At 57.5% G+C, this 26,312-nt stretch carries 23 protein-coding genes and 1 tRNA gene; 10 read left to right on the top strand and 14 right to left on the bottom strand.

The features are described from left to right. Window positions 1–18 precede the first annotated feature (18 nt). Together NQ491_RS02075 and NQ491_RS02070 are read left to right on the top strand one after the other, a co-directional pair. Window positions 19–1,236, top strand: coding sequence for a beta-galactosidase (locus NQ491_RS02075; RefSeq protein ID WP_034282602.1), 1,218 nt, complete (start codon window positions 19–21; stop codon window positions 1,234–1,236). Window positions 1,237–1,447: 211 nt separating this feature from the next. Further along, on the top strand, window positions 1,448–2,407 hold the full coding sequence (locus NQ491_RS02070; RefSeq protein ID WP_019245006.1) for an alpha/beta hydrolase: 960 nt from the start codon (window positions 1,448–1,450) through the stop codon (window positions 2,405–2,407). A gap of 14 nt (window positions 2,408–2,421) precedes the next feature. On the opposite strand, the gene NQ491_RS02065 is transcribed toward NQ491_RS02070, so the two are convergent. Beyond that, window positions 2,422–2,688 carry a GNAT family N-acetyltransferase gene (locus NQ491_RS02065; protein WP_019245007.1) on the bottom strand — a complete coding sequence of 89 codons (267 nt, stop codon included), beginning with the start codon at window positions 2,686–2,688 and terminating at the stop codon, window positions 2,422–2,424. A gap of 130 nt (window positions 2,689–2,818) precedes the next feature. Continuing rightward, a complete protein-coding gene (locus NQ491_RS02060) occupies window positions 2,819–3,379 on the bottom strand; it encodes a porin family protein (RefSeq protein ID WP_019245008.1) in 561 nt (186 codons plus the stop codon). A 297-nt stretch (window positions 3,380–3,676) separates the two neighbouring features. Here NQ491_RS02060 and NQ491_RS02055 point away from each other — a divergent pair, with 297 nt between their 5' ends. Together NQ491_RS02055 and NQ491_RS02050 are read left to right on the top strand one after the other, a co-directional pair. Next, a complete protein-coding gene (locus tag NQ491_RS02055) occupies window positions 3,677–4,102 on the top strand; it encodes a hypothetical protein (protein ID WP_019245009.1) in 426 nt (141 codons plus the stop codon). Window positions 4,103–4,307: 205 nt separating this feature from the next. Further along, complete coding sequence (locus NQ491_RS02050) at window positions 4,308–4,808, top strand: Dps family protein (RefSeq protein ID WP_019245010.1); 501 nt, start codon at window positions 4,308–4,310, stop codon at window positions 4,806–4,808. A gap of 63 nt (window positions 4,809–4,871) precedes the next feature. Here NQ491_RS02050 and NQ491_RS02045 read toward each other — a convergent pair whose 3' ends face one another. From NQ491_RS02045 to NQ491_RS02010, 8 genes are all read right to left on the bottom strand, one after another. Beyond that, window positions 4,872–5,372 (bottom strand): GNAT family N-acetyltransferase, encoded by a 501-nt coding sequence (locus tag NQ491_RS02045; RefSeq protein WP_019245011.1) that lies wholly within the window; start codon window positions 5,370–5,372, stop codon window positions 4,872–4,874. 292 nt (window positions 5,373–5,664) lie between these two features. Beyond that, window positions 5,665–6,735 carry a DUF4784 family protein gene (locus NQ491_RS02040; RefSeq protein ID WP_019245013.1) on the bottom strand — a complete coding sequence of 357 codons (1,071 nt, stop codon included), beginning with the start codon at window positions 6,733–6,735 and terminating at the stop codon, window positions 5,665–5,667. Between the two features lie 1,165 nt (window positions 6,736–7,900). Then, window positions 7,901–8,131: a hypothetical protein gene (locus NQ491_RS02035; RefSeq protein WP_026089509.1), complete on the bottom strand. Its 231-nt coding sequence runs from the start codon at window positions 8,129–8,131 to the stop codon at window positions 7,901–7,903. A 308-nt stretch (window positions 8,132–8,439) separates the two neighbouring features. Beyond that, window positions 8,440–8,525 (bottom strand) — tRNA-Leu (locus NQ491_RS02030). Window positions 8,526–8,837: 312 nt separating this feature from the next. Continuing rightward, window positions 8,838–9,761 (bottom strand): tRNA (adenosine(37)-N6)-dimethylallyltransferase MiaA, encoded by a 924-nt coding sequence (gene miaA, locus NQ491_RS02025; RefSeq protein ID WP_019245015.1) that lies wholly within the window; start codon window positions 9,759–9,761, stop codon window positions 8,838–8,840. After that, complete coding sequence (locus NQ491_RS02020) at window positions 9,745–10,263, bottom strand: IS1096 element passenger TnpR family protein (protein WP_019245016.1); 519 nt, start codon at window positions 10,261–10,263, stop codon at window positions 9,745–9,747. Before NQ491_RS02020 ends, miaA begins: the two co-directional genes overlap by 17 nt. A gap of 59 nt (window positions 10,264–10,322) precedes the next feature. Continuing rightward, window positions 10,323–10,886, bottom strand: coding sequence for a pentapeptide repeat-containing protein (locus tag NQ491_RS02015; RefSeq protein ID WP_019245017.1), 564 nt, complete (start codon window positions 10,884–10,886; stop codon window positions 10,323–10,325). Further along, complete coding sequence (locus tag NQ491_RS02010) at window positions 10,883–11,917, bottom strand: aldehyde dehydrogenase family protein (protein ID WP_019245018.1); 1,035 nt, start codon at window positions 11,915–11,917, stop codon at window positions 10,883–10,885. Before NQ491_RS02010 ends, NQ491_RS02015 begins: the two co-directional genes overlap by 4 nt. Before the next feature lie 95 nt (window positions 11,918–12,012). On the opposite strand from NQ491_RS02010, the gene kdsB reads away from it, so the two are divergent. Both kdsB and rho read left to right on the top strand, forming a co-directional pair. Further along, window positions 12,013–12,771 (top strand): 3-deoxy-manno-octulosonate cytidylyltransferase, encoded by a 759-nt coding sequence (gene kdsB, locus NQ491_RS02005; protein ID WP_019245019.1) that lies wholly within the window; start codon window positions 12,013–12,015, stop codon window positions 12,769–12,771. Between the two features lie 114 nt (window positions 12,772–12,885). Further along, window positions 12,886–14,664 (top strand): transcription termination factor Rho, encoded by a 1,779-nt coding sequence (gene rho, locus NQ491_RS02000; RefSeq protein ID WP_019245020.1) that lies wholly within the window; start codon window positions 12,886–12,888, stop codon window positions 14,662–14,664. A gap of 306 nt (window positions 14,665–14,970) precedes the next feature. Here the strand turns inward: rho and NQ491_RS01995 are convergent, their stop codons facing one another. The 4 genes from NQ491_RS01995 to NQ491_RS01980 all read right to left on the bottom strand — a co-directional run bounded on the left by NQ491_RS01995 (window position 14,971) and on the right by NQ491_RS01980 (window position 20,984). After that, entirely contained in the window at window positions 14,971–16,296 is a 1,326-nt protein-coding gene (locus NQ491_RS01995) for a serine hydrolase domain-containing protein (RefSeq protein WP_019245021.1), read from the bottom strand. A 40-nt stretch (window positions 16,297–16,336) separates the two neighbouring features. Continuing rightward, window positions 16,337–17,278 (bottom strand): hypothetical protein, encoded by a 942-nt coding sequence (locus NQ491_RS01990; protein ID WP_019245022.1) that lies wholly within the window; start codon window positions 17,276–17,278, stop codon window positions 16,337–16,339. 63 nt (window positions 17,279–17,341) lie between these two features. Continuing rightward, on the bottom strand, window positions 17,342–19,831 hold the full coding sequence (locus NQ491_RS01985; RefSeq protein ID WP_019245023.1) for a beta-N-acetylhexosaminidase: 2,490 nt from the start codon (window positions 19,829–19,831) through the stop codon (window positions 17,342–17,344). Continuing rightward, a complete protein-coding gene (locus NQ491_RS01980) occupies window positions 19,821–20,984 on the bottom strand; it encodes an exo-beta-N-acetylmuramidase NamZ family protein (protein WP_019245024.1) in 1,164 nt (387 codons plus the stop codon). Before NQ491_RS01980 ends, NQ491_RS01985 begins: the two co-directional genes overlap by 11 nt. Window positions 20,985–21,141: 157 nt before the next feature. Here NQ491_RS01980 and mazG point away from each other — a divergent pair, with 157 nt between their 5' ends. The 4 genes from mazG (at window position 21,142) to NQ491_RS01960 (ending at window position 26,293) form a co-directional block, all read left to right on the top strand. Further along, entirely contained in the window at window positions 21,142–21,945 is an 804-nt protein-coding gene (gene mazG, locus NQ491_RS01975; RefSeq protein ID WP_034282606.1) for a nucleoside triphosphate pyrophosphohydrolase, read from the top strand. Between the two features lie 310 nt (window positions 21,946–22,255). Continuing rightward, a complete protein-coding gene (locus NQ491_RS01970; protein WP_019245026.1) occupies window positions 22,256–22,771 on the top strand; it encodes a gamma carbonic anhydrase family protein in 516 nt (171 codons plus the stop codon). Between the two features lie 147 nt (window positions 22,772–22,918). Next, a complete protein-coding gene (locus tag NQ491_RS01965; RefSeq protein ID WP_019245027.1) occupies window positions 22,919–23,953 on the top strand; it encodes a sensor histidine kinase in 1,035 nt (344 codons plus the stop codon). 99 nt (window positions 23,954–24,052) lie between these two features. Then, window positions 24,053–26,293 (top strand): hypothetical protein, encoded by a 2,241-nt coding sequence (locus NQ491_RS01960; protein ID WP_147524857.1) that lies wholly within the window; start codon window positions 24,053–24,055, stop codon window positions 26,291–26,293. Window positions 26,294–26,312 lie beyond the last annotated feature (19 nt).

Below are 26,312 nucleotides of genomic sequence, written 5' to 3'. Positions count from 1 at the left end.
CTATGTAGCCGATTGGATATGAGTGTGAAAAGAAAAGTGTGGATTGGTTGCATGGCCTGCATGATAGGCTGTTTCCCGGTATCGGCTCAGCCACGGATCGAGCCGGCCGATTTGCCGATTCTGGCTTGGCACGGTATTCCCGCGCATGAGGCGACCGTGGAGCGTTTCGAAGAGTTGCGGGATGCGGGCTTTACGCTGAACTTCCGTTCCTTCCCGAGCGCCGATGCGGTAGCCAAAGGGCTCGATGCGGCGGAAAAGGCAGGTGTCAAACTGATTATCGGTTGCCCTGAATTGGAAAAAGAACCCGAGAAGACCGTGCGCCGCTTTATGAATCATTCCGCTTTGGCCGGCTATTTCCTTCGGGACGAGCCCCGGAGCAACGAGTTCGCCGAGCTGGGAGAGTGGGCGCGGCGGATTCAGGCGGTGGATAACGAGCATTTCTGCTATCTGAACCTGTTCCCGACCGGCCCGAAGGAGCATCTCGACCAGTTGGGCGTGAAATCCTATCGCGAGTATGTCTCCCGTTTCGACGAGCAGGTGCCGCTGCCCTTTCTGACTTTCGACCACTACCCGATCACGCGGGACGGGCTGAAGGCGGAGTGGTACGAGAATCTGGAAGAGTTCTCCGACGAAGCGCGCAAGGCGGGCAAGCCGTTCTGGGCTTTCGCACTGGCGACCTCGCACGGTCCTTATCCTGTTCCGACCCCGGCCATGTTGCGGCTTCAGGTTTACAGCGATTTGGCTTACGGAGCGCAGGGGATACAGTATTTCACCTATTGGACTCCGCAGGGCGACTCTTTCTGGGACTACCGGTTCGGACCGATCGGCCTGGACGGCAAGCGCACCGTAGCCTACGACCGTGTCCGCGCGATGAATCAGGAGTTGAAGGCCCTGTCGGGCATATTCGTAGGGGCTAAGGTGATTTCTGTCCGTCATACGGGCGACCGGATTCCGCGCGGTACCAAGCGACTGACTGCCTTGCCCGCTCCGGTCAAGGTGCTTGAAACAGAAGGGACCGGAGCCGTCGTTTCGCTGCTCGAGAATAAGGGCGGACTGTATTTGCTGATCGTCAACCGCGATTACGAGCGTCCGATGAGGCTGACGTTCTATGCCGACGAGTCGGTCGGCCGCGTGCTCAAGGACGGTTCCGTTGTGCCGGCACAAGCCTATACGGGCGTTCTGGAGGTCGATCCGGGCGATGCCATGATCTATACGTGGACGAAGAAACGGAAATGAGATTCTCCTTTCGACAGGAAGTCCGCCCCGATCGGGGCGGACTTCTGCGTTTTTATTGCGGTTCGTGTTCTCGGAGGTCCGTTTGCGAACATGGCTTTGATTCGATATGGGCTTTCGATTTTTTACCGTACGGCGTGCAGGATTTTATCGGGCGAGTCGATTCGTTTATCTTTCGATTCGCTATTTTTGCGGACGATTGACAGCAAGAAACATGAAATATCGCAAAAACTTTTGTCGAAGCGTTTCGTCCCTGCTTTGGATCGTGTGGACGGTTTCGCTTCTTGCGGGCTGGGCCCCGGTTCGCGCTCAACGGGTAGACACCGTCAGCGTGTACAGCCCTTCGATGGACAAGCAAGTCAAGAATCTGGTGATTCTTCCCGAAGGATACGAGGCCGATCCGGCCCGCCGCTATCCGGTCGTTTACCTGTTGCACGGCTACAATAACCGTTACGATAGCTGGCTGCGTAAAACCAAACCCGAACTTCCCCGCACGGCTACGGCGTACGGGACGATCGTCGTCTGTCCGGACGGCGCCTCGAGCTGGTATTGGGACAGTCCGGTCGATCCGAAAAGTCGGTATGAAACCTATGTGAGTACGGAGTTGGTGGGCTGTGTGGACTCTCTTTACAGAACGATTCGCTCGCGGTGCGGACGGGCGATCACGGGATACAGTATGGGCGGTCATGGCGCGCTGTGGCTCGCGTTCCGGCATCCCGACGTTTTCGGAGCGTGCGGATCGATGAGCGGCGGCGTCGACATTCGGCCTTTCCCGAACAATTGGAAGATCAGCGAGCAGCTCGGACCCTATTCCGAAAATCCGCGCTTGTGGGACGAGTATACGGTGATCGAGCAGTTGTATCGCGTCGTGCCGTTCACGGACCGTAACCGGGAAGTCGCTTCCAAGGAGGCCCGGCCTGTCGATTACAGCCTGCAGCCCGGACAACTGGCCATCGTGATCGACTGCGGGACGGAGGATTACTTTTTCGAAGTCAATCGGCAGCTGCACGAGCGGATGCTGTACAGACACATATCGCACGAATACATCGTCCGGCCCGGCGGGCATACGCACGATTATTGGCGCGAGGCCGTCGAGTATCACATGCTCTTTTTCCGCCGGTTCTTCGACTCGCAGGAGCGCGAAGACGTTTTAGCCGGGGCCGGGCGACCGTAATCCGGGGACTCCGGCTATCGCGCCGGATCGTCGTACTCGGGGTGGCGGCGGATGTAGGCTCTGGCATAGGAACAGATCGGCCGGACCCGCAGGTTTTCGGCGCGCGCGTATTCGAGGGCGGCCCGGGTGAGAGAGGCCGCGATCCCCTGCCCTTCCAAGGCCGGAGGAACGAAAGTATGCGTCAACTCGATCTCTTCTTCGTTCCGGCGGTATTCGACGACGGCTGTCAGTCCGTTTTCGGTTCGTTCGAACCGTTGTTTTTCCGTATTGTGCGTTATCATGTCTCGTCTGTTTTTACGGTTTCAAGTTAGCGATTTTTCCGTTTGTCCGTGCCGGGAAAAATGATTTACCGGAAACGAAAGCGTCCGGCTCTTCCGAAAAGAGCCGGACGCCATTCAAAAGAAGAAAGGGTCAGAATCGCCAGCCTGCCGTGACAGCGAACACGCTGTTGCGCGTGCAGCCTGCGTCTTTAGCCAGATTCGTTACGCCGATGTTGTAGCGGGCATCGAGGATCAGGCCGAACTTGAAATCGTAGGACAGACCTACCGGAATCGACAAGTCGAACGTCTTGTACATCTCCTTGACATCGACTTTGACGTCGCCTTCCTTCGCTTTGGCCGCCAGCAGGAAGCCGGGCTGAACGCCGGCCTTCAGCGCCATGCCGCGCGTCAGGTAGAAATTGGCGAGAACGGGAATGTTCAGGTAATCCGTACGCAGCTTGACGTCGGAGTCCTTGATCTTGCTGCCTTGACGCGAATAGAGTACGTCGGCCGATACGGCGAACCAGTTGCAGGTACGGTAGTCGACGAATACGCCGCCGGTGAAACCCGCTTTGTACTTGGCTGCGTCGTCCAGCGTCTGGTTCGAGATGTTTACGCCGGCTTTTACACCGAATCCGAAACCGGTTTCCTGTGCCGAGGCGAAAGAAAATGCAGCGCATGCGGCCATAAGGGTCAAGAGAATCTTTTTCATTACAGTTTCTTTTTAAGTTAGATACGTGAACGATCGATCGGTCTTCTGACATATAACGCAGCGGGACCCGTTAGGTTACAACCGGTACGGGATTCTCAGGGAACGGCAATTTTGAAAAATAGCCGTATGGCTCTCTTTATCAGTATGTTTTTTTGTGTGGAATCCGGATATTTTTCCGGAATTCGTTTCCGTATCGCGAACAGGACGACCGGAATCTGACGTGCATCCGGCGGTTTTGCATTCTTTTTGACATACCTTTGCCGGATCGGAAACGGTCGTCCGCAATCATTGGAAATCATGAAATTTTTCAGAGTGAACAGCCGGGTACTTTTGCTTTTTGCCGGGCTCGTTTGGATCACGGCGGGAGCCAATGTCCTGCGGGTCGGTATCGAGGCATGGAGAAGTGGCGGGCCGTCGTGGCCTTTCGGTGCGGCTGCTGCGGCTGCCGTCTTTCTGCTATTCTACCTGTTTGTTTTTAAAAGGCTTTATTTCAGACACGCGAACCGGATCGAGAGCAAGGAAGGACGGAGTTGTCCGTTCTCCTTTTTCGATATCAAAGGATGGATCGTGATGGGAGCGATGATTGCGTTCGGAGCGGCTGCCCGCTCCTTCGGACTGTTTTCCGATTCGTTCGTTTCGGTTTTCTATATCGGCTTGTCTTCCGCCCTGATCGTGACCGGAATCCGATTCTTGTATCGCTGGAAAAGATTTCGCCGCCCCTGACGAGATCGATGCGTAAAATCTCTCGAGGACTCGTCTTCGACCGGTATCTTTTTTGCATGGTCCGAACATACGCCGGATGAGGTTTTCTTTGTGTATAATTATATTTTATTGTAATATAAAAATTATCGATTTGATTTATGTTTATGCTTGTCGTATCTTTGTCTCAACGAAAGAAAAGAATTATTAACAACTAAAAATAACCATTATGAAAACGTTGGATTATCTTCATCTCGATGAGAGCGCAGCCGGTAAGCTGGTTCGGTCGTTACAGCAGTTGCTCGCCGATTTTCAGGTTCATTACATGAATCTCCGCGGCTTTCACTGGAACATTCAGGGACACGGATTTTTCGTGTTGCACAGCAAGTTCGAGGAGATGTACGACGACACGGCCGAAAAGGTCGATCAGATCGCGGAGCGTATTCTGATGCTCGGCGGCGTTCCCTCGAACAAGTTCAGCGAGTACCTGAAGATCGCCAAAGTCCGCGAGATCGACGGCGTATCGTGCGGAGGCGAGGCTCTCGGCCATGTGCTCGATACCTACAAGTATCTGATCGGTCGCGAGCGCGAGTTGCTCGCCCAAGCCTCGGAAGCGGGAGACGAAGTGACCGTCTCGATGATGACCGACTATCTGCAGGAGCAGGAAAAGACGGTATGGATGCTGTGCGCCTTCTCGGCTCACAAGCATGGCGATTCTTGCGCCCGATAGCGTCGGGACTGACCATTGCGGAGGAGCGGCGGAAATGTTCTTTCCGCCGCTTTTTTTCGGGCCTTAGCCGAGGATTTTTTGGTATGCACGACGGGGAGATTTTCGGTACCGTATCTCTCCGCAGAAAACATAGCCCGAGCGCTCCAGCAGGCTGCGCATAGGTCCGTTGGCGGAATGGGTATCCGCCCGTATGTCGAATAAGTGTCTGTCGAGACACAGCCGCTCGGCCTGCTGCAAGAACAGTCCGGCCAGTCCCTTTCGCTCGAACGCTTCGTGTACGGCGAGCCGGTGTACGACCGCATAAGGCCGGTCGTTGAGCCACCGGCCCTCGATCGGCCCGTATGCGGGTTCTTCGTCGAAAAGGATTGCGCCGTAAACGACCGGACGGTTATGCAGGCACAGTACGTAGCCGTTGCCCGCTTCGATGTCGTGCCTGACGTCTTCGTCCGCCGGGTATCCGTCTTGCCATTGCGGGTTGCCTTGCCGCCCCATTCGCTCTCGGGCCAGGCGAATGATCTCCTGCGCTCGGGCGCAGTCGCCGGGTCCGGCTTTTCTGAACAGCATGTCTGCCGAAGTTCCGGTGACCGGGGGGACCGGGAGAGCGGCAGCTCCTGATTTTTCGTTTCGAGTCATAGCGGAATCGGAAAATTTCCTATCGCTTTTGAAAAGCGGAAGAAAGTTTGTAAATTTACGATAATTGTTTCCAAATCGGTTTTCTCGTGTTTCAATATAATGTTTTTACCGTCGTTTACAGCGTTTGATTCTTCTTCCGTTTTTCGCTTTACCTCCAAGTTTATATAAAACAGCCTTATATCATTTGACATAAGGCTGTTTAGATGTTTGAATAGTTAATTCGTTATTCTTCGTAATACAGTTTCAGTGTATGAATCATATCATCGGACATCATGCGTATTTCGGATATGTATTCGCCGTCAAATATATATTCGTATTTTATGGTAAATTGGTCTCCTTCCCAGTCTGTCACGGTCAGTTGCTCCGGTAGGTATTTTGTCCGTGTTCCTCCGATCCCCAGCCAATAAGTCTCGGCGACGCCTTCGTCAATGTCGTCCATGAATTCGTCGAATCCCAACAAGTCTAAATTGAGATTGTTCGGTACGGCGGTATTCGGGGTATAACCGATCGAATAGCCCTCCTCGTCGGAATATTTCTCCAGACAGTCGTTTTTTATGGTCAAAGCGATGGTATGTGTATCTTCTCTGTCTGTTTGAATCTCCGTAATTTCGGCAGTGGTCAAATAACCGTTGTCTCCGTAAAAATACTTGGTTTTGCATTCATAGTCCGATTCGCTATACCTGCTGTTTGTCGCATGTCCGTTTTCCTGATGGAATATGTCTTGAGCAAAATCAGGATCGTCGTGTTTTCCGTATCGTACCGTAACTCTGTTTTGTGCGTATTCTATCGAGGTTGTCGAGGTAGAGTTATAACCGTCGTATTCTTCTGTTTTGTCGATCTGTTTCAGCCTGCCGGCTTCATCGTATGTGTATTCCGTAGTTTGAGTTTCGCTATCGAAGGCAGAGACTATTTTGGTGATTTTCTTCGGTAGAATTGCGGGGAAATATATCTTCCCCAATTCCCATGCATCGCCGTTCTGTTTCAGCACGACGGTTTGCGCTCCGTACACTTCGGGAGCCGTAAACGTAATGGCCAATGCGGTCACGGAAGTTACGGCCGCTTTTACTTCCGCCCCTGCGGCTTTGACCTCTGTAACGCTACGCAGCCAGATTTCACAGCTTTGCGTAAAACCTTTCCCCGAAATGGTAACTTCGGTTCCCGGTCGTACGGGATTTTCTGCACTCGATACAGGCAAGGATACGTCCGTTATGGGGCATTCGGGATCGCCGCCCTCGTTTTTATCGCAGCCGCAAAACAATAAGGCTACGATAATGAAAAATAAGAATTTTTTCATAAATAATTAGTTTCTTTCTTCCCGATACCCCAAAGAAGAAATCACTTAAAAAAGAAGTGTGGGTATCGTGACTTCGTTTTTAGTTGATGGGTTCTGGTAAACCGCGAGCATAAAAACAAGCAACAATCCCACACTATACACGTAGGTATAGAGTAAGGGCTTTGGCTTGTTCTCTGCTCGAAAAATTTACCAGATTTATCAACGAGAACAAACTCAAACACTTCTCATGTTCAAGCAAATATGTCTGTCCGATTTAAACGAACAAAACAAAGATACCCAATTTTCTCGAAAAAGAAGTGTTCATCGCCTCGAATTAGGGATTGTTGCCGTTGCAAATTTACGGCAATATTTCTTATCTTCAAGGTAGAAACGTTAATGACTATTAGGGAGATATGTTGTTCGAAGGATCATCGTTACAAGAATTGGTTAGCGAATACTCTGATGAGTAAAAATGTGTATGTATCGCATTTTTGGAAGAATTCTTTATGGGACGGTAATCCCGTATCTCCGTTCGATCCGATCCCGGATGCATGGGGTAGCGGAGCTGCCGCATGGAGGATGTGCCCGAATATGTTCGCGTCAAGTGTTGTTTCCCTATAGTCGGACACCGTTTAAGCAAGGAATCAAACCCGATATGGAGGTTAAATTTACTATAGACGATTTAATGAAAGGTCGAGACCCTGTTATTGAAAAGGCGGTGGCGTTTTTACAAACAAGGAAAAATGAAACCGCATATTTGACAAGCGACGATAGGTGATATTCGAGATCGATTTATAATCCTGATACGGAAGTCTCGCGTGCTCCGCTCCGTCCGGATCGAAAACGAATAGGCCGAGCAATAAGATTCCTGTCACGGAAATGCGTTGTTCTGTCTTATTGGATCGTATCGATATTGGCCCGTCCTTTGGAGAATTCTCCGGCCGTTGCAGAAAAGCCCCAGCGTGTAATTCCGGTTTTCATACCTCGATAGATGTTTGGCACGCTCCGCCTGTAAACGCCGTGCAGGCTTGCATTTCCGGAGGATTGGATTGTAAATTAATGAAAATGAGGTGTATCTGATTCGGGGCCGATCTGTCCGGATTTTTCAATGCGCTCGGGACGAGCAGAAAGAAAGAGAGGGGATATCAATCACTCTCCCCTCTCTCCCTTCCGGCTGGCCGGAGCGTCAGTCGTGCCCCTGCGTTTTGACCATCTTGTTGTAAAGACCCATAATCAGTATGGGGGCTGCCCATTGGCCGACGAACAAGGCCGAGTGTTTTCTGCCTAAGCATTTGAGCGTCGCGGAGGCGGCCATGGCGGTCAGCCCGGCAGCCAGATAGAAGCCCGACGGAATTTTGGACGTCCGTTTCTCGATTTCGACGGTGCCTTTGCCCTCTTGCGGAGTTTTGTGTCCCATAATCTGCATTTTTATCGGTTTGTTTTGATCCGGATTTTGCAAGAATCAGACCATGCGCGGGGCATTTCGCTCCTTACGCGTGCTGTCGCCCGATATGCTGCGGGCTTTTTGTCTGGCTTCCGTGCCGTTAGAACGGAAGAATTTGTTTTTTGATCTGACCGGCGGCGATCGCTTGATTCGCGACGTCGGTTTACAGGGCCGGCCTGACGAGTATTGTGCGGTTCGGGTGGCCGGGGTCGGTTCCCCATGCGAGACAACGGGTAGAAGAAAAGCGACTGTCAATCGTCAGACCGACAGCCGCCTTGCCGTACTCGGAGCGGGAATTGAACCCGCACAAACCTTTCGGTTTATCGGATTTTAAGTCCGACGCGTCTACCGATTCCGCCATCCGAGCGTGTCCGCCGCTCAGACTGCCGAAGCCTGAGGCGGAGGCGACAAATATAGACCATATCCGGCTGAAATACAAATTTTACATTTTGTCGCGTATTCCGTCGCGCTTCTCTTTCCGGAATGCCAATGCGGATCATTGGATCGCGGGGCCGGCCATGCTTTGCGGATTTGTCTTGCCGTGTCGTCGGCTCTTGTCTTATGAAGGTTGAAAACCGTTACGGCAGGAACGGGCCGGAAGCGTGCGTTCCGGAATGTCGGGCCGCTCTCGGCGGTCACTCAGTATCTATTTGCTTGTCTGATAATAAGGGTGCGGCGGTCATATCGTCCCGCTCAGATAGCCGGCGATTTTTTCGGCGCACCCTTCTTCTGCTTCGAACCATCGCGTGTCCGTATTCCTTGCGAACCAGGTCGTTTGCCGTTTCGCGTAGCGGCGACTGTTGCGCTTGATCAGTTCGATGGCCTGCTCCCGGCTCGTCTCGCCTTCGAAATAGGCGAACAACTCCCTGTAGCCGACCGTTTGCAGCGCATTGTATTCCCGGAGAGGATACAATTCCCGGGCCTCCCGTTCGAGGCCGTCGGCTATCATGCGGTCGACCCGCCGGTCGATCCGGTCGTAGAGTACGTCGCGGGACATCCGGAGCCCGACGCGCAGGATACGAAAAGGGCGCGTTTTCGGTTCGCCTTTCCGCAGGCTGCTGTACGGTCGGCCGCTCTGCAGGCATACTTCCAATGCGCGGATCACTCGTTGAGGGTTGCTGCGGTCCATGACTTCGCAATGCGCCGGATCGAGCTTCCGCAGTTCTTCGAACAGCGACTCGAGTCCTTCGGTCTGCGCCCTGCGGACGAGTGTTTTCCGCAAATGCGGATCGACGGCCGGAAGCTCGTCCATGCCGTAGCAGACCGCGTCGATGTACAGGCCCGACCCGCCGACCAGAAACAGGATATCGTGTTCGCGGAAACGTTCCTCCAGCACCCGGAGCGCATCCTGCTCGTACCGGCCTGCCGAATAGTCCTCGCGGACGCTGCGCGTGCCGATCAGGTGGTGCGGAACGGCCGAGAGCTCCTCTTCGGTCGGCTTGGCCGTTCCGATGCTCATCTCGCGGTAAATCTGCCTCGAGTCGGACGATACGATTTCCGATCCGAACGCCCGAGCCAGCGCGATGCCGACGTCGGTTTTGCCCGTGGCGGTCGCGCCGAGCAGCACGACGAGCGTCTTGCCGCCGTTATTCGTCGTCGCCATACGCATCGTCTCCCTCGAAGTCGTTGTAGTCGCCCATCGCCTCCTCAAAAATCGACCGGTTTCGCGGGGATGCCTCCGGATCGAACTGGTCGGGCGCCTCTCCGTTGGCCAGCAACAGATTGGGGTAACTTTTGCCCGCACCGGCCTCTGCCGTGTCGATCACCTCCAGATAGTAGGCCCGGTCTCCCGGAGGGTCGAAGCGGAAGATCAGCCGGTCATGCATCCGGTGCAGGATGTCCGAGAGTCGGCTTTCGGACATCCTGCGCCGGGAGGCGGAAGAGTCCGATCCCGTTGCGCCGGAGCCGGCATGCGTATATTCGCGCTGTCTGTTCCACTCGCGGTCGGCCTCGAAAAACGATGATTCCGGTATTTTCTCGTATTGCAGATCTTCGCAGATGAAGTCGTGCAATTCCTCCAGCGTCAACTCGTACGGCACCTCGTAGTCGCGCAGGAAGCAGTCGTCCTCGTCGCTGAGCATTCTCAGTTTCAGAATTACGGGCATGGTTTCAGGCGTATTTTGTTTCGTGCGTAAAGATAGCGTGATTGTCCGATTAATCGCTCTCATGTTTCGGAAATATCGATATCGTATCGACCGAGCAGGCCCGGAAGGCCGCTGATCGAGAATCGGGCCCGGCGTATTCGGTTCGTCTCCGGGTCGATCGAATAGTTCCGCGCGGTCGAGAAATCGGCTTTTTCCAGCACGGTGCGGTCGAAAATCGCTCCGTTCAGATCGCAATCGGCAAAAACCGCTCCGCTCAGGTCCGCCGCCGAGAAGTCGGCTTGCCGAAGGCTGCATCCGCAAAACAGGCGCTTGCGGAGTTTCGCGCGGCGGAACGAGGCGTAGTCGAGAAGGCAACGTTCGAAGTCGGGCGAGAACAGGATTTGGTTGCAATCTTCGAACCTCGTGCCCAGCAGCTTGCATTCGTGGAACCGGACCGTCCGCATCGACGTGTTTTCCAGCAAGGCCATGCTCAGGTCGCAACGCTCGAACCGACAATCGGTGAACTCGCAGTCGCGCAGGTCGGCGCTTGAAAACAGGCAGCCGGTGAATAGGCAATCCTCGTAGGATCGGGCGGCGGTCCGGACGCGAAAGTCCTCTTTGTCGAAATGCTCGTGCTCGGTCATAGCTGTCGTCGGTCGGCCGGGGCCGGAGAGCCGGCCAGCAGGAATTCCATTACGTCTATTCCGTCGGGATAATCGGTCAGCGAAGGGTGCTGGGCCTGCCCGAAATCGACCCGCCGGGGATGGTCGAGCGTCGCCGATACGACGCACTGTATTTCCCGGTCGCGTTCGCGGAGCAGTCGCTCGACGCTTCCGACGCTTTCGTAAAACGTGCAGGCGATTTCGCTCAACGGCCCCTCTCCGTCGGCGCCGGGACGCATCAGGAAAAAGCCTCCGTCGATAAACTCCGTTCCGCTCAGAAGCCGCATGGCGCGGGCCTGCCGGTAATTGTTCAGGTAGCCCGTGTGAGTGATCGGCCGGGCGGATAACCGGCGGCAAAGGCTCTGCAGGTCGTATCCGCGCGGGACGAAGATCCGGCTTACGTTGCGGCATCCGAGTCCGAAATACGAAAAGACGTCGTCGTACAGCCCGTCCAGTTGCCTGTCGCTTTCCTGCCCTGAAAGCACGGCTACGCTGTAACGATGCCCCCGGAGCAGGGAGGGCGTGTCGGGATAGGCCGAGGCGAAATGCCTGCGGGCCTCGTCGCTTCCGGAAGCGATAAGGCGGTCGGGCGTCTGCCCTTCGAGCGCTCCGATCGAGAATCGGGGCTCGATTTCGCGCAGCAGATCGACTATGTGACCGATCAGGACGCGGTCCTTGGACGAGGGCTTGATCAGGCAGCGCCGGTCGCAGATCAGGACGCACAGCAGGTCGAAAAAGCCGACCAGAGGGATATTTCCGGCCATGACGATGCCGATCGTTTCGTCGGACGGCCTGCCGGCGGCCGGGTATCGGGCGAGCCATGAGCGAAGATTTCGGCCGTCGAGCATATCGGCGCATACGGCTTGTATGGCCGAGACGACGTTGGCGCGGGAAAACCACGGGTTTTCGGCTTCGCTGCGGCGGATCACAGGTTCGATCGTTCCGTCGAGCAGCTCCTCGGCGAGGCGCTCGCCCAAGCGGATAAAAGGTTCTATCGTACGAATTTCGTTCATATCGGTAGGGCGAAGTTACAAAAAAGTTACCTTTGCGCTACCGCCCGCACCGCGGTTCATGGCGGTTGCGGCGCGGCGCAATCAAACGAACGACTATGAAATTCCTTGCATTGATTCCCGCCCGGTATGCTTCGACCCGTTTTCCCGGCAAGCCGCTGGCCGATTTGGGAGGCAAGCCGATGATCCGACATGTGTATGAGAAGGCCCGAGCGTTTTTCGATACCTGCTATGTGGCTACCGACGACGAGCGGATCGAACGGGCCGTCGCCGGTTTCGGGGGTCGCGCGATCATGACCTCGACCGATCACCGCAGCGGGACGGACCGCTGCCGGGAAGCGCTAGACAAGGCGGAGGTCCTTTGCGGAGAGCGGTTCGACATCGTTGTCAATATTCAGGGCGACGAGCCTTTCGTATCCGGGGAGCAGCTTTCGCTGATCTCCGGGTGTTTCGACGAGCCTTCGACCCAAATCGCCACGTTGGTCAAGGCGTTCGCTCCGCACGAGGATATTTTCAATTCCAACTCTCCGAAGGTGGTCTTGTCGGCCGACGGTCATGCGCTCTATTTCAGCCGTTCGGCGATTCCCTTCCTTCGCGGAGTCGAGCCGTCGCAGTGGCAGAGTTCGCATACCTACTATAAGCATATCGGGCTGTATGCCTACCGCAGCGACGTGCTCCGGAAGATTACCGCCCTGCCTCAGGGCATTCTCGAGCGATGCGAGTCGCTCGAGCAGTTGCGTTGGCTGGAGAACGGCTATCGTATTCGGACGGCCGTCACGATGACTGAAAGCCTGGCGATCGACACGCCGCAGGATTTGCAGGCCGCCGTCGATTATATGCTGGGCCGGACGAAATAGTGGCAATAATTTTGCTGTTTGCTTTTTTTCGGTTACTTTTGTTGCCGTTACGACTCTCGTGTATCCGTTCGGATACGAAAAATCACTGAATTTACGATTAAATAGCAGAACCATATGCAGGATGCCGAAGCATTGAAAGGGAAAAGCCTTGCCGAATTGCGCGAAATAGGCCGGTCCATGGGAATCAAGGCCCAGATGCGCAAACAGGAACTTCTCGACCGTATTTTGGAGTTATCCGCGCGCGGAGACTCTTCTCCGGCCGGCGCGGAAGCGGCACAGCCGGAAGTACCGGTTCCGGAAGGAGAAGAAAATGTGCCCGAGAAAAAGCGGCGGGGCCGTCGTCCGAAGGGATACGTCCGGGTCGAAAGCGTCGAGAATCCGTCGGCGGACGAGGCGGCTCCTGAACAGGAGGCGCCGAAAACGCCGGAAGAAGCTCCCGTTTCCGAAGTCAGGGCCGACGCGCATCCCGAGCAGGTCGTCCGGCAGCGGACTGTTCCCGCTTTCACCGCCAGTCCTGAAAAGGGGAAGCCCGGCCGCCCCAAGAAGCGGGACCGGCTCGCTTTCGCCAAGAGTGCCAAGGCGATCCGGCCGATGTCTTCGGACGGAACGGCGGTTGAACCGGGCGATTCGGGCGCGGTTCCGGAGGATCGTGCCGAAACGCCCGCCGTGCAGGAACCGACCGCTCCCGCTCCGACTTTCGTCAGGGAAACGCAGGAGCGCCCGGAGCCGGTCTCGCGTGCGAATTCCGGTCCGAAGAAAGAGGCGAAGGAAGAGTTTCTCGGTATTGTGGAGGGACAGGGCGTGCTCGAAATCATGCCCGACGGCTATGGCTTTCTGCGTTCGACCGACTATAATTACCTGAACTCGCCGGACGACGTTTATGTCTCTCCGTCTCAGATCAAACTGTTCGGTCTGAAAGTGGGCGATACGGTTCAGGGGGCGATCCGTCCCCCGAAAGAGGGCGAGAAATATTTTCCGCTGGTCAAGGTCAACCGCATCAACGGACTCAGTCCGGAGGAGGTGCGCGACCGTGTGCAGTTCGAGTTTATGACTCCGCTGTTCCCTTCCGAGAAATTCAATCTGACGGGCAACGGGCACAACAATATCCCCTGTCGGGTGATCGACCTGTTCTCGCCGATCGGCAAAGGGCAACGCGGTCTGATCGTAGCCCAACCCAAAACCGGCAAGACGATGCTGCTGCAGTCGGTTGCCAATGCCATTGCCGACAATCATCCGGAGGTGTACCTGATCGTGCTGCTGATCGACGAACGTCCGGAGGAGGTGACCGAGATGGCTCGCAACGTGAAGGCCGAGGTCGTGGCGTCGACTTTCGACGAGCAGGCGTCCCGTCATGTGAAGGTCGCCGAGATGGTACTGGAGAAAGCCAAAAGAATGGTCGAGTGCGGGCACGACGTCGTGATCCTGCTCGATTCGATCACGCGTCTGGCTCGTGCCTACAATACCGTGCAGCCCGCTTCGGGCAAGGTGCTCTCGGGCGGTGTCGACGCGAATGCGCTGCATAAGCCCAAGCGGTTTTTCGGCGCGGCCCGGAATACCGAGGAGCGCGGATCGCTGACGATCATCGCGACGGCGCTGATCGACACCGGCTCGAAAATGGACGAGGTGATATTCGAGGAGTTCAAGGGAACCGGCAACATGGAGCTTCAGCTCGACCGCAAGCTCGCCAACAAACGCGTTTATCCGGCCGTCGACATTATGGCGTCGGGGACCCGCCGCGAGGACCTGCTGCTTCGCAAGGAAGTGCTGCAGAAAATCTGGGTATTGCGCCGCTATCTCTCCGATATGAATTCCGTGGAGGCTATGGAAGTGATCAAGAAGCACATGGAGTCGACCCGTTCCAACGAAGAGCTGCTCGTAACGATGAACCAGTAGGCCGTTTCTCGGGAATATTCTTAAGGCAGGTTGCATGCAGCGCATGCAGCCTGTTTTTCTTATTGATCTGTGTCGTACGGGAGAAACACTTCGGGCTGCTGTTTGTCGGCGGGACCGGTTGCCGGGTTCGGGATGTTTCGGCTGCCGTGCGTTCCGGCCGATAGCGATCGGAACATGGATGGTAATGCTTCGGGAGAGCGGAGGACACGTGTGGCGAATCGTTGTCGCAAGAGACGGCTGCCGGCGATGCGGCAAAAAAAAATCAGGAAAACTCGTCCGGGGAAAAATGATCGATAAGTACGAACCTCAGCGACAACCCTGCTTTACGGCCTCCCATATCTTGGTTCGCAGAGAGGTCGAAAGCAGTTTGTTGTCGACCCGTGTCGGGCATACGGCATTCGACAGGAAAACCATGTACAGGCCGGCGCGGGCGTCGATCCAGAATATCGTGCCGGTAAAGCCCGTGTGTCCGTAGCTGTCCGTGCCTCCCAACGGACTCGAGGCCGGGTCCCGCTTGTCGAATCCGAGTCCGCGCCAGATTTTCCGTTCGGCGAGCGGCGAACCGGTGAACAGTCGGATTGTTTCCTGCGAAAGAATCCGGCGGCCTGCATAGCATCCGTCGTTGAGCATCATTTCGCAGAAACGGGCCATTTCCTTGGCCGTCGAGAATAGCCCGGCATTGCCTCCTACCCCGCCCATCAGAGCGCCCAGTTCGTCATGGACGTAGCCTTGTACGGTGCCTCGGTTCAGAATGTGGTCGTCCTCGGTCGGGACGCAGTGCTCCATGTCGCAGGTTTGCAAGGGATTGTACCCGCTCAACGTGCAGCCCAGCTCCGACAGCAATGCGTGGGTCAGCCGGTCGAGGGATTCTCCTGAGACCTTTTCCGCGATCAGTTTCAGCAGCCAGAAGTTCGTGTCGCTGTACCGGTAGCTCCCCCTGCGCTCCGGCTTGTAATCCTCGATGATCTGCCGCATGATCAGCGTGTCGACGGCCGGGTTGACGTACAGTTTCGAGGTGGCCTCGCGCCAGCCGGCGCGTGGAGTACGCGACAGCAGCAACGTGTCGATGGCTACGTCGCGGGCCACGAAATAGTTTTTTCCGATCCGGTAGGGATATTCGGCCGACAGCTTGCCGCTGAAAAGGCGCCCTCCGTTCGCATTGCGGACCAGAGGCGTATAGAAAGTCTGCGCGCGCATGCCCGAGGTGTGAGTCAGCAGTTCGCCGAGCGTGACGCTTTCGGCCGTCGTGCCGGCGAACTCGGGGAGATATTTCACGAGAGGATCGTCGATTCGCAGCAGGCCCCGGTCGTACAGGCGCATGACGACGAACGTAGTGGACACTACTTTCGTGCATGAGGCCACGTCGTACAGGTCCCGATCGGTCACTTCCCGTTTCCGCGAATAGTCGTGATAGCCGTAGTTGCGGGCATAAAGAACGCCTTCCCTGTCGCCGATGACGAGCTGGGCCCCCGGGAACGCCTTGATTTGCATGGCGTCGAGTATCATCGAGTCGAGCGACCGTTCCAGTCGCTCGGGCAGTCCGCGGTCTTGTCCGTGCATTGCCGCGAGGGCGAAAGCGAACAGCAGAGTGAGCGCGTATTTCTTCACGTTCGGGAAAGTTTCGGAATTCAAATATACGAAACCTTTCGGTAAACCGTATCGGAATGCGGATTTATCTTCCGGCGAAAATCGTTTCCCGGGAAAGACCTTTCTTGCGCTCGGCAGCCTCGGCCAGCTCCGTGTAAAACCCGATTCGCTCGGCGCAGATTCTTTGCGTGAGAACCCGGAGCGCCTCGGTTCCGCGTAGCATGTAACCCAGCCGTTCGCGCGTGTAGCGGAATACGCCGCGCCGCGTTTCTTTCGGAGCGCGGCAAAGCAGTTCATAGCTTTCGGCCTCGAAGTCGTCATGACAGGGGAAAATTTCTGCGAACTCGCGGGAGTAACGCTTGACCAGTCCGCCCAGTTCGTCGAGCGGCAGCGTTCCGGGAGAATGATTCGTATGCACCGTCCATACGGTGCGGTAGAACTTGTCGCAGGCCTCGTGAAGCCGTCGGGCGCTTTGCCGGTAGTTTTCGGCGGGTAGCAGCCGGGTCGTGACGCTGTACAGCAGATTGACCGCATCGGGAAAATATTTCTCGAATCCGGCGACGGCTCCCTCCAGCGCTCGGAGCGGATCGGGCCGCGCGCAATCGCACGGAACGTGCCCGCCGTTGTCGTACAGCAGGATGCCGTTGCGGACGAGGCCGTTGTAGAACAAGTGTCCGCGTTTCGATTGTTCGGTCAGCGTGCCGACGGACTCGACGATGAATCGGGGCGTCGTGTGCCGTCGGAATCTGAAAAGTCCGTCGTAAGTTCCGGCAATTCGGCGGCGGAGTGTCCTGCTTGCTTTCTTCGTTTCGGTTCCTTTGACGAAAACGGCGATTTCGTAGTCGTGACGGTAAAGCGTATGCCGCCCGCGAACGACGCTTTCGCTCCACGAGACATAGTCTTGGCCCGCGTGGCTTCCGCCGAGGATAATCAGGCGGCAGTCGGGAATATGCCGGACCGTGAGCGAGCGCAGTACGCGCAACTCCTCTCTGCAACAGGGCGGCAGATGCTCCGTCGATGTTTTCATAGGGTTTGTCGGTTTACGGATAGGCCGACGGAGCGAATGATCCTCCTTTTGGAAAACGCTCCCTCAGCGCGTGGAAGTAATGCGAAGATCCTGCCAACATACGGCCGTCTCGCCGTTGCTGTCCTCGATCGACACCCGGATAGCGCGGACGGGCTTGTGCGGTTTCCATACGATCTGTCCGCTTTCGTTCAGCGGTCCGGCCTCGATGAAGGAGCGTCCGTCGCTCGACCACGCGACCCTCCCTTTCGTGACGATATAGCGCGTGACGTTCGGAATGCCCGTGCGCAGGTCGACGGACTCGCAATCGACCGGCTCTTCGAACGTGAACAGAATGTAGTCGCCGGCCTTACAAGGCGATGCGACGCGGGTGTAAGTCCCGAAATGGTAGTCGGACGCATTGCGCAACGGAAACCTTTTCGACGGTACGAGCGAGCTGGTGACGCGCACCGGCGGCTCGATATAGGGCGACGGGCGCAGTCCGAGCGTCAGCGTGTCGGAGCGCTGCGAGCGGTTACTCAGCGCGAGGATCAGATCGGCCGTCCGGTTCCGCTCGTCGATGTAAAGCCGCAGGTCGTTGAACGGGTTTGTTTTCTGCCCGTTGCGGATGATCGTGTAGGCCGTGTCGGGACCGTTCACTTCCATCCGGTCGATCTTCGCGTTGTCTTGCTGCTGGGATACGCTCAACAGCCAGAGCCCGTTGCGATCGACGTAGCGTTCCAGCGGAATGCGGACGGTCCGTTCGCTGCCGGCACCCAGCGCGACGGTCGTGTCGGCCGTAGCCGGAACGGCCGGGCTGTGTCCTTCGCCGTAGAAGGTGCGGAACAGATAGCGTTCGGGATTTTTCGTCCGGATCGGACCTTCGTATAAGGCCGACGCGAGCGTCGGCTCGCTCGAGTCGTTCGTATAGCGGACCTCTCCGTCGGGATGGGTGCTGCGCACCGTAATCGTTCCGTCGCGGTAGTCCGCCTCGGGCGGAAACATCCGGAAGCGGATGCCCATGGCGCTCAGGCGGTCCAGATGGCCCGATGTCAGCCGGGCGTAGAAATCGTTCCAGTTGCGTCTTCCCTTTTCGGTCCAGCCCGCCTCGGCCAGCGCGCAGAGGCGGGGATACCCTTGATACTCCACGAAACGTTCGGGACGGTCGAGCAGTTCCGCCCATTGGGCCGCCTCGATGCCGAGGACCAGTTCCGGACGGCAGCCGCCGATTCCCGTATCGTCCGGGTCGAACGAATAGACGCGGCGCGTATCGACCAGCCATGCCCAGGTATGTCCTCTCTCCCACCGGCTCTGCTTCATGTCGATATAGCAGTACTGGGCGGGCATCATCACGACGGGCTGCCCGGCGCGAACGGCTTCGGCGCAGGCCGCTGTGTCTTTCCACGCATAGATGAGTGTGCTCTTGTCCGGTCGGTTGTCCTCGAGCACCTCGTTCCACGCCGCGCAGCTTTTGCCTGTTTCGCGGACGATCGTTTCGAGCCGGCGAACGAAGTAGCTTTGAATTTCGGAGACTTTCCGCATGCCCTCGGTCTGCATCAGGGCCTTGCACCGGGGACAGTTGCTCCAGTATTTCGTGCTGACCTCGTCGCCTCCTATGTGAATGTATTTCGACGGAAACAGGGAGGCCAGCTCGGTCAGGATGTCGCGCAGCATCGCGAAGTTCTCCTCCCGCCCGGCGCACAGCACGTTGCGCATCTCTTCGGGCGGATAGTCTTCGCCGGTCTTAAGGCAGAACGTTTCGGGGTAGACGCTCGTCAGAGTCTGGCTATGGCCCGGCAAGTCGATCTCGGGAATGATCTCCACGGCGCGCGATGCGGCGAAGCGCACGATCTCGCGCACGTCGTCCTGCGTGAAATAGCCGCCGTAGCGCCTCTCGCCCGATCCGTAAGAGGGCGGTAGCGCTTCGCCGGGTCCCCGCCATGCCCCTTTCGACGTGAGTTCGGGATACTTCTTGATCTCGATGCGCCAGCCGTTGTCGTCCGTCAGATGCCAATGCAGCCGGTTGAGCTTGTGGCGGGCCATCCAGTCGATGTACGCGATGACCGTTTCCTTGTCGAAATAGGTGCGCGAAACGTCGAGCATGACGCCCCGGTAGGGAAAGCGCGGCGAGTCTTCGATCAGATAGCCCGGAATCTCGACCGTCTCGGCCCGCCCCGGGGCGGCCGTGTCGTACACTGAGGCGGGCAACAGCTGGAAAAGCGTTTGAAGCGCGTAGAAGGCGCCGGCATAGTCGCGGCCCTCGATCCGGATTTGCGGGATCGTGACGTCGAGCGTATAGCCCTCGGAAGGTAGTTCGCTTTTCCGGCTTATTACGATTTGGCGTACTCCCCGGAGGTGTTCCGTCACAGGCAGCCGGTAGCCGGTCAGGCGTTCGAGGTGGTCGTTCAGGTAGTCGGCCAGCCCGGGAAAGTCGGGGCTTACGATCTCCGTATGGCGCGTGAGCAGGAAGCTCCCGTCTCGCCTATCGGCGCGATTGGGCAAGGGAATCAGGTTCTGGCCGAGGGCCGCGGCGGTCGTCAACAGCCAGACCAAAGTCAGCACGAACTTATTCTTCATACAGCAGGTAGGGCTTTCGGGTTTGTTTGAAGCGTTCCACGTCGTCCGCCCAGCGGGCTTTGATCCGGTCGGCTCCGGCGCCTTGCAGGATCATCTGCCGGACGTAGTCCGTGCCGGTCAGTCTGTCGAACATCGGCGTGAAAAATTTTTCGCCCAGATTCAATTGCCGGTAGCAGTCGATCACGTATCCGAGGTCCACCCCCCTTTCCCATATCCGCTCGTCGGACGGGGCGGTCCGCAGATCGACGCCGTGGCAGAGCTTGTCTTTGAGCGGCGGATTCTTGGCTCCTGCGTTGCTGCGCGGCGTAAACGAGAAATCGCCCTGCAGCTCCGGGTGTCCGTATGCCTGAAACGGGAAATCCGTTCCCCGGCCCAGGCTGACCGGCGTACCCTCGAAAAAGCAGAGCGACGGATACAGGTAGACGGCCCGCATGTTGGGCAGGTTCGGAGACGGCGCCGTCGGCAGCCGGTATCGCGACCGGTGCGTATAGCCCCGGCACGGAATGACGGTCAGTTTGCAGCGCAACCCGTCCCGCAGCCAGCCTTCGCCGTCGATCATGCGGGCCAGTTCGCCGAGCGTCATGCCGTGCACGACCGGAATCGGGTGCATGCCGACGAACGAACGGTGCTTCGCTTCGAGTACCGGGCCGTCCACATAGAATCCGTTCGGATTGGGGCGGTCCAGCACGATCAGCCGCTTGCCGTTCGCCGCGCAGGCTTCCATCAGGTAGTGCATCGAAGAGAGATAGGTGTAATAGCGCAGGCCGACGTCCTGGATGTCGAACAGCAGCACGTCGAGCCGCTGCATGATCGAGTCGGGCGGACGCTTGGTCGAGCCGTATACCGACACGACGTCGATTCCGGTTTTCCGGTCGCGGTAGCTCGCGACGCTTTCTCCCGCATCGGCCTGCCCCCGGAAGCCGTGCTCGGGCGCGAAGACGACCCGAATGTCCACGCCCAGCGAGCGCAGCGTATCGACCAGATGCGTCCGGCCTACGGTTCCGGTGTGATTGGTCATGATTCCGACCCGCCGTCCCTCGAGCAGCGGCAGGTAGCGGCCGGTCTGTTCCGCTCCGGTTTCGATGCGGTCTTGGGCCGGCGCGCCGAGCGAGGCGAGCAGAAGGCCGAACAGCAGGATGATCTTTCGGTTCATTTGGCTTTCGTTCTATGGTTTCGGAACGGACGAAAGTTCGGGCCGGCGAGTTAGACGATCTGCGGCGGACCGCGGCGGAATGGCCGAACAATCTTGACAAAAATAGTATTTTTTGGCCGAATCTTTTATCTTTGTACGTAGTAATGCAAGAAATGCTATGGACCGAAGATTAGTTGCCCTGAAGCGACTGCTCGACGTGATGGACGAGTTGCGGGTCAAGTGCCCGTGGGACCGCAAGCAGACGTTCGAGTCGCTTAGAATGAATACGATAGAGGAAACCTACGAACTGGCCGACGCGATTCTGGACCATGATTTGGATAATGTGAAAAAGGAGCTGGGCGACCTGTTGCTGCATGTCGTCTTCTATTCCAAAATGGGCTCCGAGCAGCAGGCTTTCGACATAGGCGACGTGGCCGATGCGATCTGCGACAAGCTGATTTTCCGCCATCCGCACGTGTTCGGCGAGACGCGGGCCGAGGATGCGGAACAGGTGAAGCAGAACTGGGAAGACCTGAAGCTGAAGGAAAAGGCGCTGGAGCATCGGAAAAAACGGGTGCTTGCCGGCGTGCCGCGCAGCCTGCCGGCTTTGGTCAAGGCTTACCGGATTGGCGAGAAGGCCGCAGCGGCCGGATTCGACTGGGAGAAGCGGGAGGACGTATGGGAAAAGGTCAAGGAGGAGACGGCCGAGGTACAGCGCGAGATCGACCGGAGCGACTCTTCGCGCGCGGAGGAGGAGTTCGGCGATCTGTTTTTCGCGCTGGTCAATGCGGCGCGTTTGTACGGAGTCGATCCCGAGGCGGCGCTCGAGAAAAGCAACCGCAAGTTCATCCGCCGCTTCACGCATATCGAAGACCGGGCCGAGCAGCAGGGCCGTTCGCTCCGCGACATGACGCTCGGGCAGATGGATGCGCTGTGGAACGAGGCCAAGGAGATGGAAAAGAGCGGCGAGAACGAGCGGTAGCCATCGCGCCGAAATTTCTTCGGACAGCGTCCGATAGCCGTTGCCGGGCTTTTCAGAGCCGCTACCCTTGCGTATCGGCGTAGACGTCCGGATTGCGATAGGCGGGCGATTTGTAGGAATTCTTGGCATAATGCCGGGCTGCGGATCGGACGGGAAACAGCGTTTGCGCGCGAAACGGTTCTTATGTGCGGCCGAGTGAGCGGGAGGTGGGCTTTTGCGGCTCTCGGGAAGTCGGGAGGATGGCCGTCGAGCGAAATCGGTCGGGCTGTCATCGGACGGTTTTGGATACATAAACGAAATAGGGATATATATGGCACTTGTCAGACCGCTCCGGGGATTCGTTCCCGTTATCGGAGAAAATACCTTTCTGGCCGATACGGCCGCGATTATCGGCGACGTGACCGTCGGCCGGGACTGCAGTATCTGGTTCGGCGCCGTGCTGCGCGGCGACGTGAACAAGATCACGGTCGGCGACCGGGTCAATATTCAGGACGGCGTGGTCGTCCATACGCTTTATCAGCGCTCTGTCACCGAGATCGGCGACGACGTTTCGATCGGGCACAATGCCAATATTCACGGAGCCCGCATCGAGAGCCGCTGCCTGATCGGCATGGGGGCGACCGTGCTGGACCATGCGGTAGTGGGAACCGGATCGATCGTGGCGGCCAACTCGCTCGTGCTGTCGCGCACGGTGATCGAGCCGGGCAGCGTCTATGCCGGCGTGCCTGCCAAACGGGTGAAGGACGTGACGCCGGAACAGGTTCGGGACATCATCGAACGGACCGCGCGCGACTATATGATGTACGCTTCGTGGTACAAGGAGTAAAAGCCCCGGGTGTCTGAACGGTGGCAGAAGATGCCTGCTCGCCTTCGGAGCGCATATGCGAGGCGGGAGGGCGGGTCGGCCCGGGCGGCATCTACGTTTTCCGGAACCGTAAAGACGAAACGTCGGCCGTAAGCAGAAAAGTCCGATATGAAACGCATGATCCGTTACGGCATGAAGCCGGTCCGCTACAGAATTGTGGTTATCAACGTGCTGCTCGCGCTCGCGCTGACGCTGCTCGTGAATTTTTCGTTCTTTCTGATCGGAGCGGATCCCCGGGGGCGCCGCCCGCCGATCCGGACCGACTACGTCGTCGTGCAGGTCGTCTATTTTTTCGTCGCGTCGTGGGCCGTCGTGTCGCTCAATACGGTCCGTCGTTTTTCTCTGGTGCGCAAGATTTTGCTGAGCGTGGCGGCGACCGTCATTTTTTATCTGCTCGTTCCGGGTCTGAACCGGTCCGGCGAATGGTATGTTCAGCTTTCCGCAGGGCGTCTTTACAATCCGTTTCTGGTCATGAAAGCCTCGTTCATGCTGGTCGTATCGGTCCTGTACGGAAAGATATTCGAGTTGCTCTACCAGAAACAGCATATTACGATCGAGAACGAACGCCTCAAAAACGAGAATCTGCAGACGCAGTACAATATGCTGGCCAATCAGATCAGTCCGCACTTCCTGTTCAATTCGCTCAATTCGCTGTCGATGCTCGTGCGCGAGGGGCAGAACGAGAATGCCCAGCTCTATATCGACCGGCTGGCCGACACGTTCCGCTACATGCTGCGTTCGGGTCGCAGCGAGCTGGCCACCCTTTCGGAGGAGCTCGACTTTATCGAGGCCTACCTTTATCTGCTGACGATCCGTTACCAGAACAAGCTGTTCTGCGATATGAGTATAGACGAGCGGTACCGCAACTGGCGCCTGCCCGTGTTGTCGTTGCAGCCGCTTGTGGAGAACGCCGTCAAGCATAACAGTATTACGCTTGCCCGGCCGTTGCGCATCGCAATCCGTACCGAAGGCGGTATGCTCACGGTTTCCAATCCCGTTATTCCGAAAATCGATACGCCTCCGGGGACCGGAATCGGGTTGAAGAACCTCTCCTCGCGCTACCGGCTGCTGATTTCCCGCGATATACGGGTCGTCAGGGAGAATGAGCTGTTTCGGGTAGAGCTTCCATTGGTGAAACCTTAAACGATATTGAACGATATGTCGATAAAACGATTGACTTTCCTGTTGTGCGGTTTTCTTTTGTCCTGTCCGTGCGCCGGAGCGGCATCCGAGTCCTTTTCTTTGCCTGGAGAGGGAGGAACGCTTCCTGCCGTCGAGTATCCCTATTTCCCGGATCGGCAGCATGCTTTTGTCTGGCGGAACTGGACGTTGGTTCCGGCTGCACGTTTGGCCGAGGTGCTTGCAACGAGCGAGGAGAACGTGAACAGGCTGGCCGCTTCGATGGGACTGCGTCCGCAGCGCGGAATCGAACCGTACTGGAGCGATGCGAGGGGCTATATCACCGTGCTGCGCAGGAACTGGCATCTGTTGCCGTACGATCAGTTGCTTACCCTGCTGGGACTGACGCGCGAGGAATTGGCATGGCGGCTGATCGAGGACGACTTTCTGTTTGTCAAGCTGGGCAATGTCAAGCCCGCTTGCGAGCCGTTGCGTTATCGGGCTCCTGACGAGCGGGCGATGCGAGGAGCGGCCCGCATCGATTCGCTTTTGGGGACGTTCGGCCGAGAAGCTTTTGCCCGGGAAGAACCGCGTTTCTCGTTCATCGAGGAGTTCCGGCGGCCCCGGCCCGTGAAGCGGGCCGGACGGACGGAGACGGAAAGTCCGGAGGAGCGGTTCGACCTGCGTCTGATCTTTTCCTATTTTGCCGCATACGGCGATCCGCTGACCGATCCCGATCTGTCGTCCTATCCGGAGGGGCTTTTGCAGCGTTTGTCGGAAAAAGGGATCAACGGCATATGGATTCATTCGGTGCTGCGGACGCTGGTGGAGCCTGACGGTATTTTTCCGGGGGCCGACGATGCCTCGCGGCGCATCGAGGGGTTGCGCCGGCTCGTCGAGCGGGCTGCCAGATACGGCATAGGAGTATATTTGTATGTGAACGAGCCTCGTGCGATGCCCGGTTCGTTTTTCGAGGCCGATGCCCGGCGAAGATCTCTTTCCGGCACGGCCGAAGGCGATCTGAGGACTTTATGCACGTCGTTGCCGGAGGTCAGAAGCTGGCTGAGCCGTTCGTTGGAGAGCGTGTTCCGGCAGGTCCCCGGACTTGCGGGCGTTTTTTCGATCACGGCTTCCGAAAATCTGACCAACTGCGTTTCGCACGGAAACCGTGCGGGATGCAGTCGCTGTGCGGGGCGTTCCTATGCCGAGCTGATCGCCGAAGTCAATACGGCGATTTCCGAGGGGGTTCTCGCCGGCAATCCGGAAGCGCGGGTGCTGGTTTGGGATTGGGGATGGGACGACTCGCAGGCTCGCGAGATCATCCGCCGCCTTCCGAAATCGTGCTGGCTGATGTCGGTCAGCGAGTGGGCGTTGCCGATCGAGCGTGGCGGAGTCGCCTCGGCCGTGGGCGAGTATTCGCTGTCGGCTGTCGGGCCGGGGCCGAGGGCAATGGCCCATTGGCGCTATGCGAAAGAGGCCGGATTGAAGACGGTCGCCAAGGTCCAAGTCAATGCTTCGTGGGAAATGGCCGTGGTTCCAGCTCTGCCCGTGCTGGATTTGGTGGCCCGTCATGCCGGCAATCTGGCCGCCGCTTCGACGGACGGCGTGATGCTCAGTTGGAGTCTGGGCGGCTATCCGTCTGCCAATCTGGAACTGTTTCAGTCGCACGGGGACGGCGACAGCGAGGCAGCCTTGAGGCAATTGGCCGAAAAGTATTACGGGAAGCGGGCCGCACCCGAAGTGAGAAGGGCGTGGAAAGCTTTCTCGGATGCGTTCGAACAGTTCCCTTATCACGGTCTGACGCTTTACAGCGGCCCCCAGCATATGGGACCGGCCAATCCGCTCTATCTCGAGCCGACGGGTTATCGGGCCAGCATGGTGGGAATTCCCTACGATGCGCTGGACGATTGGCGCTCGGTGTATCCTGCCGAGACGTTTGTCAGGCAGATGGAAAAAGTGGCCGAAGGATTCGCATGCGGATGCGAGGCGCTGCGTTCGGCCGTTGCGCTCGCGTCGGGGAAAAAGCGACTCGCCCTGAAACGTGAGCTGGGGCGTGCCGAAGCGGTCCGTATTCACTGTGCCTCCTCGGCTGCTCAGGCTCGTTTCACGATGGAACGAGACCGTTTTCTCGCATCGTCCGATCGGGACGAAAAGCTCCTCTGCTTGGAGCGTATGCGTCGGGCCGCCGAGTCGGAGGCCGCTCATGCCCGAGAGTTGCTGCCGTTGGTGAAGGCCGATCCGGTTATCGGATACGAGTCGTCGAATCACTATTTCTATGTTCCGCAGGATCTGCTCGAGAAACAGATCAATGTCCGTTTCGTGCTCGACGGAATCGAGGAGCAACGGCGAAATCTTTCCCATTAAACACTTAATACCGAGAAAG

The organism is Alistipes ihumii AP11 (assembly GCF_025144665.1).
Classification (GTDB): Bacteria; Bacteroidota; Bacteroidia; order Bacteroidales; family Rikenellaceae; genus Alistipes_A; species Alistipes_A ihumii.
Note: the sequence above shows the minus strand (reverse complement) of the source record. Positions and strands in the feature narration are given on the sequence as shown.

Excerpts from the sequence above, each read along its gene's own strand:
- NQ491_RS02075 (WP_034282602.1), top strand. The coding sequence starts at position 19 with ATGAGTGTGAAAAGAAAAGTGTGGATTGGTTGCATGGCCTGCATGATA.
- NQ491_RS02070 (WP_019245006.1), top strand. The coding sequence starts at position 1,448 with ATGAAATATCGCAAAAACTTTTGTCGAAGCGTTTCGTCCCTGCTTTGG.
- NQ491_RS02065 (WP_019245007.1), bottom strand. The coding sequence starts at position 2,688 with ATGATAACGCACAATACGGAAAAACAACGGTTCGAACGAACCGAAAAC.
- NQ491_RS02060 (WP_019245008.1), bottom strand. The coding sequence starts at position 3,379 with ATGAAAAAGATTCTCTTGACCCTTATGGCCGCATGCGCTGCATTTTCT.
- NQ491_RS02055 (WP_019245009.1), top strand. The coding sequence starts at position 3,677 with ATGAAATTTTTCAGAGTGAACAGCCGGGTACTTTTGCTTTTTGCCGGG.
- NQ491_RS02050 (WP_019245010.1), top strand. The coding sequence starts at position 4,308 with ATGAAAACGTTGGATTATCTTCATCTCGATGAGAGCGCAGCCGGTAAG.
- NQ491_RS02045 (WP_019245011.1), bottom strand. The coding sequence starts at position 5,372 with ATGCTGTTCAGAAAAGCCGGACCCGGCGACTGCGCCCGAGCGCAGGAG.
- NQ491_RS02040 (WP_019245013.1), bottom strand. The coding sequence starts at position 6,735 with ATGAAAAAATTCTTATTTTTCATTATCGTAGCCTTATTGTTTTGCGGC.
- NQ491_RS02035 (WP_026089509.1), bottom strand. The coding sequence starts at position 8,131 with ATGGGACACAAAACTCCGCAAGAGGGCAAAGGCACCGTCGAAATCGAG.
- miaA (WP_019245015.1), bottom strand. The coding sequence starts at position 9,761 with ATGGCGACGACGAATAACGGCGGCAAGACGCTCGTCGTGCTGCTCGGC.
- NQ491_RS02020 (WP_019245016.1), bottom strand. The coding sequence starts at position 10,263 with ATGCCCGTAATTCTGAAACTGAGAATGCTCAGCGACGAGGACGACTGC.
- NQ491_RS02015 (WP_019245017.1), bottom strand. The coding sequence starts at position 10,886 with ATGACCGAGCACGAGCATTTCGACAAAGAGGACTTTCGCGTCCGGACC.
- NQ491_RS02010 (WP_019245018.1), bottom strand. The coding sequence starts at position 11,917 with ATGAACGAAATTCGTACGATAGAACCTTTTATCCGCTTGGGCGAGCGC.
- kdsB (WP_019245019.1), top strand. The coding sequence starts at position 12,013 with ATGAAATTCCTTGCATTGATTCCCGCCCGGTATGCTTCGACCCGTTTT.
- rho (WP_019245020.1), top strand. The coding sequence starts at position 12,886 with ATGCAGGATGCCGAAGCATTGAAAGGGAAAAGCCTTGCCGAATTGCGC.
- NQ491_RS01990 (WP_019245022.1), bottom strand. The coding sequence starts at position 17,278 with ATGAAAACATCGACGGAGCATCTGCCGCCCTGTTGCAGAGAGGAGTTG.
- NQ491_RS01985 (WP_019245023.1), bottom strand. The coding sequence starts at position 19,831 with ATGAAGAATAAGTTCGTGCTGACTTTGGTCTGGCTGTTGACGACCGCC.
- NQ491_RS01980 (WP_019245024.1), bottom strand. The coding sequence starts at position 20,984 with ATGAACCGAAAGATCATCCTGCTGTTCGGCCTTCTGCTCGCCTCGCTC.
- mazG (WP_034282606.1), top strand. The coding sequence starts at position 21,142 with ATGGACCGAAGATTAGTTGCCCTGAAGCGACTGCTCGACGTGATGGAC.
- NQ491_RS01970 (WP_019245026.1), top strand. The coding sequence starts at position 22,256 with ATGGCACTTGTCAGACCGCTCCGGGGATTCGTTCCCGTTATCGGAGAA.
- NQ491_RS01965 (WP_019245027.1), top strand. The coding sequence starts at position 22,919 with ATGAAACGCATGATCCGTTACGGCATGAAGCCGGTCCGCTACAGAATT.